The following is a 4359-nucleotide window of genomic DNA, read 5'->3' as shown; positions in this document are numbered from 1 at the left end:
ATATAGAAAACCACTCAAGCATAAGGCCCTATGAATTGAAATTCAAGCGGGCTATATGCTATCGTGTTTTTCATGAAATGCGCACTTACGACTTGGATTTCATCCAAGTCAAAGTTTGCGTAAGGGGATTCCCCTTAACCCCAAAAAATTGCTACGCAATTTTTAAAAGCAAAAGCAAAACCATCACAAGGCTAAGGCATGGCAATTTATCACTGTACGACCAAGACCATTAACCGAAGTTCTGGACGAACTGCGGTAGCATCTATGGCCTATCGTGCAGGAGAAAAATTGACAGATGAACGGACAGGATTAACGCACGACTTTACGAGAAAAGAAGGTGTGGCTTATACCGAAATTATCTCGAACTTAGATACTCAAATTGATCGTGCCGAACTCTGGAATCTGGCGGAAAAAATGGAAAACCGCAAAGATGCCAGAACCGCTAGAGAATGGGTTATTGCTTTACCTGATGAATTGGACGAAGAACAACGCAAGGAACTCGCTAAAGACTTCGCCAAGTCCTTAGTAGATCGCTATGGGGTGGTCGCAGATTTAGCGATTCATGCACCCAGCAAAGGTGGAGATGATAAAAACCATCATGCACATATCTTGCTAACAACTCGCAAAGCAGAATTGGACCCTGAAAATAAATTAGTCCTTACTCAAAAAACGGAAATTGAACTAAGTAACACCAAAAGAAAAAGCCTAGGCATGGGAACAAGCCAGGAAGAAATTAAACAGATTCGAGCCACCTGGGCAAACTTAGCCAATCATGCTCTGGAATATGCAGGGTATCGGGAAAGAATCGACCACCGCAGCTATGCCGATCAGGGCAATCAGCTACAAGCCACCATACATGAAGGCAGCAAAGTCACCCAGATGCGTAGGAAAGGCATAGATACTGAGATCAGCCGTTTCAACGACACAATCAAACAGCAGAACAGCCAGCAGCTCCAATACCAACAACAGCACAAGGAAAAGACCTTAGAACAGGGTTTTAACCGTGTTGAACAAGGGTTTGAGCAATGGAAGAAAGATCAAGAAGCTAAACGCCTAGAACTGGAACATAAAAAGCGGTTAAAGCTACAGCAAGAACAAGCTATGAAGCTGAAACAACGCAAAAGCATGAATAGAAATGGGCCTTCCCTATGAGCAATCAAAACGATTTAGACGACCAGTTATATATTTTATTAGCTTCGATGAAGGAATACAGGGAAGCCATAGCAGACGATAAGAAGCGATTAGAGACATTTTACACCCAAGTAGCTAGTGGGGTACTAGATAAGGCTGAAAAGTCACTACAGGAGACAAATAAACAAGCTATAGGGGCATTAAAGAGCCGTATTGAGGAGTTAGATAAAGCAACTAGCCGTCTTAACTATCAATTTATTGCCGTGTTTGCCAGCGCCTTTGTAGCGTTGGTAATGGTGCTGTTCTTGGCGTTATTTTTATTTGTCCCAAGTATGGATGAAATCCAGCAGCGCAGATCGGAAGTAAACAACCTGAAAAAATACAGTTTAGATCTATCAAAATGTGATGGGAAAACATGCGTTAAAGTGATGACAAAACAATGTGGCTATGGGAAAAATGGCGATTATTGTGTGATTGACCCTAAATAATTGCCGCTGGTACTTTGCTCTGCTCCTCCCAAACCTATCAGATATTTAGTGTCGCAAAGTGGCTCGACTTTGAAACATGGCAAAAGCCATATTTCAAAGCATCGAGCTAAATTTTGATTTTTTATGTCATATCAATTTGCAAAGAATAAAGGCACTCTTAGATACTAAAAAAAGGAATTAAAAATGAGAAAACATTTGATTTTCCTAAGTTTTATAGTAATGGTTTTCATTTTAGCTATGGTTATTAAGATCGAAAATGATCAGAAAAAAAGGCAAGAGTTAAGTAAATTGGAGTTAGTTAAAAAGAAAGTTAATTAAGCAAAAACTGAGTTATACTTTTTTGATAACGATAATAACTAAGCCCAGAAAGCGCCTAATCTCAGCACTGCACCTGCTGGGATTTTTTTTATTTAAATATCTGATATAGTGGTACTTATATAAAATATTATAACTTAGGTGGTCCATGCCTAGCCTAACTCTCAAAGCCACATCAAAAAGATGCTTCGAGCCTAAAGTTCTAATGATTCTAATCGAGTGTCTGCCTGATGAACAAAGGCCTCCTATCAAAGAGTTATTAACCTCTTATCCTGTAGAAATTAAACTAAATCTAACTCCAGAAGTCTTAGAACCCACTATCGAAAAAATACTAAAACGCTTAGGCAGAGCATTTATTATCAGTAAGTAGATCAGTTCTGAAGTTTTCTTAAAATTAACATAATATAACTGTTTTTTCCTTCAATATCATTATATTAGAGATTGCCGCCTTGAATCATAGAGCAACAGGGCGGCAACTTTTCTATTTTTTATGTTCTACGGTTTTAATTAGATATTTTAATAATTAAATTCATTCCAGTAAGAACCGAGCGAGTGTCTACGAGCGATCACCTGGCATTAAAATTTTGCCCCTGCCTTTTCCCTGATTACAAGCCCCCCCTTTGCTTCTTAACGAAAGATATAGAGCATCCCGAAGGGTGCGAACTGTATTAATTAGAATCTAAACGAGCGAAGCGAGCATAAAGATTACTGAGCGAAGCGAAGGCCTAGTTTCTTTTTTTATTAAATCCTCAACTTCTATTTAAAAAAAACAGCCCCTCAACCGAGCTTTAGCGAGGTTAAAACGTCCGAGCTTTAGCGAGGGCATAGGGCTGTTTTCCATGCTCACTTATGCTTTTATATATATTTTAAAGCTTTTAAATGCTTTTAGACACTCTTAAACCCTTACTACAGAAGGGTTTCAAGCCCTATAAAAGGACATTTAGTCGGTTATAAAAGGACATTTAGTCGGTTATAAAAGGACATTTAGTCGGTTATAAAAGGACATTTAGTCTTGATTTAAGGACTTAATTAATATTGACCTTTTAATGATAACTTTATACAGTGTCCTTACTTTGAATAATAATATGCTTTGAAGATGAAGAATGAGCTTGTTGTGAAAGATAACGCATTAATGAACGCTAGTTATAATTTAGAAGTAACCGAACAGCGCTTAATACTTCTTGCAATCATTAATGCAAGACAAACAGGTAACGGTATAACTGCTGATAGTAAGTTAGAAATACATGCTAATGATTACGCTAGTCGTTTTAATGTTAGTAACGATGGTGCTTACAAAGCACTGAAAAGTGCTGTTCTAAACCTGTTTGATCGTCAATTTTCATTTAAAGAAGAAGATAAAAAGGGAAATGTAGGAACTGTTAAGTCTAGATGGGTAAGCCGTATTAAATATATTGATGATTCAGCTACATTAGAAATCACTTTTGCACCAGATGTAGTGCCTTTGATTACAAGACTTGAGCAACAGTTCACTAGTTATCAACTTAAGCAGGTCACACAGCTTACAAGTAAATACGCTATTAGGCTTTATGAGTTAATCATTGCTTGGCGCGAAGTTGGCAAAGTTCCACAAATTGAGTTAAGTGACTTTAGAAATAGAATTGGGCTTGAAAATACTGAATATACAGCGATGTGTGATTTCAAAAAGCGTGTATTAGAACCAGCAATCAAACAAATCAATGAACATACAGACATCGTAACAACTTATGAGCAACACAAAAAAGGGCGTTCAATTACAGGCTTTTCATTCAAATTTAAGCAAAAGCAAATAAGAACTGAAGTTAAAAAAGACAAAAATATAGGAGATTTTTTTAACCGAATGACTGATTCACAACGTCTTAAGTTTGGATCTAAACTTGCCTATGATGAGCGTGTACAAAGTGAGTATAGCCACTTAATTGGTACTGGAAATTATGAACAATTCGGACAACTTTTAGCTGAAATGCTAGCAGAAAAAAGACACTTTGAAATGTTCTTTCCTTTGCTTGTAGAGCATGGTTTTAACGTATAAAAATAAAAACTAATTACACTTAAGATTAAATAACTCTCTATCTCTGTCTTCTGTTAAATACTCGTTGAGTTCAGCGAGTATTTTTTCTTTATTGGCTTCATTGGCATTCATTTTTTTAATCAAATAAGAACCGAGCAAAATTTTGCGTCGAGTATCATCTTTTCTTTCCTGCTCTTTTTGTTTTGATTTTTCTCTAGCTTCGATAGCCTGTTTACGAGCCTTTAACTGTTTCAACTTTTCCAACTGGGCTTCAATTTTCTTTTCGAGATTTTCAGCAGCTTTTGTCATGATTCAGATTTCGGGATATAGAAAACCACTCAAGCATAAGGCCCTATGAATTGAAATTCAAGCGGGCTATATGCTATCGTGTTTTTCATGAAATGCGCACTTACGACT

The 4359-nt window shown here is 37.1% G+C and carries 4 protein-coding genes; 3 read left to right on the top strand and 1 reads right to left on the bottom strand.

Annotated features, from left to right (window positions below; all coding sequences use genetic code 11):
- The first annotated feature begins 198 nt into the window (after window positions 1-198).
- From mobQ to repM, 3 genes are all read left to right on the top strand, one after another.
- On the top strand, window positions 199-1152 hold the full coding sequence (gene mobQ / locus FTU95_RS14770; protein ID WP_180004498.1) for a MobQ family relaxase: 954 nt from the start codon (window positions 199-201) through the stop codon (window positions 1150-1152).
- Window positions 1149-1619, top strand: a complete 471-nt coding sequence (locus FTU95_RS14765; RefSeq protein WP_179997526.1) for a hypothetical protein — start codon at window positions 1149-1151, stop codon at window positions 1617-1619. Before mobQ ends, FTU95_RS14765 begins: the two co-directional genes overlap by 4 nt.
- Before the next feature lie 1411 nt (window positions 1620-3030).
- On the top strand, window positions 3031-3963 hold the full coding sequence (gene repM / locus FTU95_RS14760) for a replication initiation protein RepM (RefSeq protein ID WP_179995818.1): 933 nt from the start codon (window positions 3031-3033) through the stop codon (window positions 3961-3963).
- Window positions 3964-3972: 9 nt separating this feature from the next.
- Here the strand turns inward: repM and FTU95_RS14755 are convergent, their stop codons facing one another.
- Window positions 3973-4251 carry a mobilization protein gene (locus FTU95_RS14755; RefSeq protein WP_180009818.1) on the bottom strand — a complete coding sequence of 93 codons (279 nt, stop codon included), beginning with the start codon at window positions 4249-4251 and terminating at the stop codon, window positions 3973-3975.
- Window positions 4252-4359 lie beyond the last annotated feature (108 nt).

Source organism: Acinetobacter sp. YH12208, from assembly GCF_013418055.1.
In the GTDB taxonomy this organism is placed as follows: domain Bacteria; phylum Pseudomonadota; class Gammaproteobacteria; order Pseudomonadales; family Moraxellaceae; genus Acinetobacter; species Acinetobacter pseudolwoffii.
This window is presented reverse-complemented; position numbering and strand designations above follow the sequence as displayed.

What these genes read in the sequence shown, in the direction of transcription:
- mobQ (WP_180004498.1), top strand. Translation starts at nt 199, where the DNA reads ATGGCAATTTATCACTGTACGACCAAGACCATTAACCGAAGTTCTGGA.
- FTU95_RS14765 (WP_179997526.1), top strand. Translation starts at nt 1,149, where the DNA reads ATGAGCAATCAAAACGATTTAGACGACCAGTTATATATTTTATTAGCT.
- repM (WP_179995818.1), top strand. Translation starts at nt 3,031, where the DNA reads ATGAAGAATGAGCTTGTTGTGAAAGATAACGCATTAATGAACGCTAGT.
- FTU95_RS14755 (WP_180009818.1), bottom strand. Translation starts at nt 4,251, where the DNA reads ATGACAAAAGCTGCTGAAAATCTCGAAAAGAAAATTGAAGCCCAGTTG.